The organism is Blautia sp. RTP21359st1_E11_RTP21359_211015 (assembly GCF_040910705.1).
GTDB classification, from domain to species: domain Bacteria; phylum Bacillota; class Clostridia; order Lachnospirales; family Lachnospiraceae; genus Blautia_A; species Blautia_A fusiformis.
In genome coordinates this window covers 1-1,669 of sequence record NZ_JBDGAB010000118.1, presented here as the reverse complement: position 1 = coordinate 1,669, position 1,669 = coordinate 1, and the positions used below count along the sequence as shown (strand labels likewise).

Annotated in this window: 2 protein-coding genes and 1 pseudogene; all 3 read left to right on the top strand. The window is 41.7% G+C overall.

Annotated elements, in window-relative coordinates; translation table 11 throughout:
• The coding region (locus tag AB5026_RS18920) for a NisI/SpaI family lantibiotic immunity lipoprotein (protein WP_368214147.1) at positions 1 to 379 on the top strand (379 nt) is incomplete at its 5' end.
• Positions 380 to 417: 38 nt separating this feature from the next.
• Positions 418 to 1,080 (top strand): response regulator transcription factor, encoded by a 663-nt coding sequence (locus AB5026_RS18915; protein WP_055056575.1) that lies wholly within the window; start codon positions 418 to 420, stop codon positions 1,078 to 1,080.
• Positions 1,071 to 1,669 (top strand): annotated as a pseudogene (locus tag AB5026_RS18910) (sensor histidine kinase); the annotation flags it as partial. The gene AB5026_RS18915 and the pseudogene AB5026_RS18910, both read left to right, overlap by 10 nt.

Here is a 1,669-nt window from a genome sequence, read left to right as displayed (position 1 = left end):
AGTGAATAAAAAGTGCCTGTTTGCCGTGGTAATTGTGCTTGTAAGTCTTATATGCTTATCGGCCTGCGGTGCGCTCCGCGATACCGCCGATAAAAATAAGGCGTTAAATGAATCTCTGCCGTATTATGAGCTGAACGCCGCAAACTATGATGAAATTTCATATAACGGCCTGACATATACCATAACGGATGAATGTCTTGAAATGTCAGAACTGCAAGAAGAAATCGGGCAGGTATCGAAACGCTTCAAAAATGTGGCGGGGGAAGATTTCAGTTTCGGCTACGTTTACAGTATTGTGGATGTGGATATAAGCAATGCCGTAGCTGTAAATATCAACAATGAATATCGGAAAGCTGACATTAAAAATAATGATGAGTAACCTCGACAATGTGGTATAATGGGGCGGGAGGTGATTTTTTGACCCACTTACTTGTAGTTGACGATGAAGTTTCTATCTTGGAATTGATTAAGAACAGTTTGGGGAAAGATGGATATTTGATAACAGTCTGTCAAAATGCGGATGATGTAGACATCAAAAAGCTGCATTTCTATGACCTCATTCTTTTGGATGTGATGATGCCTGGCACAGACGGGTTTGAGTTTTGCAAACAGATCAGGAATATGGTAGACTGCCCGATTCTCTTTCTGACCGCAAAGACATTAGAGGAAGATATATTGTTTGGATTGGGCATCGGTGCGGATGATTATATTACGAAACCTTTTCGTATTCAGGAGCTTCGCGCCCGTGTCGCGGCACATTTACGCAGAGAAAAAAGGGAGCATCACAGCACACTTTCATTTGAGCCTGATATAAGATTTGACCTTTCCGCAAAGGTACTGTATGTTTCAGAACAGCCGGTTCCCCTTACCAAAAGCGAGTATTCAATCTGTGAATACCTTGCGAAAAACCGGGGACAGGTTTTTACAAAAGAACAAATCTATGAAGCCGTTTTCGGGTTTGATGGAATAGGCGATAACTCTACGATCTCAACGCATATAAAAAATATTCGTGCGAAATTGGAGCATTTCAAAATAAGTCCGATCAGCACCGTATGGGGGATAGGATATAAATGGGAGTGAAAAAGAAACCTACATTGAAAATATTGTTTCGCCAGTTTGCTATCTCCCTCATTGTCATGCTGGTAGCGGCAATTATTGTCCCTTTTGGTTTGGAGGGACTTGCTGTAAATGCTGGATTAGCTACAAGAGCAAATCTAAGTGAATTGCAGGTAAAAGAGATCATTCCAACGCTGACGATTGCCCCGGATATTACAAAGGTTGTGATTCCACAGGGATGCGGCTACTTAATTCTGGACAAGAACTTTAATGAGCTTTACAGCAATATGGACGATGATGAAAAAGAAATTGCCCTGCTGTACGCAAAGGGAGAATATATTGAATATGCTACGGGGAGGCAGTTTGCACTTGTTGTCCGGGAAAACGAATTTTGCGTTTTAAGGTATTATATTGGTTCTCAATTTACAGTGTCATGGCTACCGGAATATTTTCCATCTCCTGACACGCTTGTGTTTATCATGATGGCTGTAAATTCGCTGCTGGTCATTATCATACTGACCGCCAGATTTGCTAAGAACCTGCGTACACAACTGACCCCGCTTTTTGAAGCAACTGCGGAGGTTTCAAAGCAAAACCTTGATTTTGAAGTAGG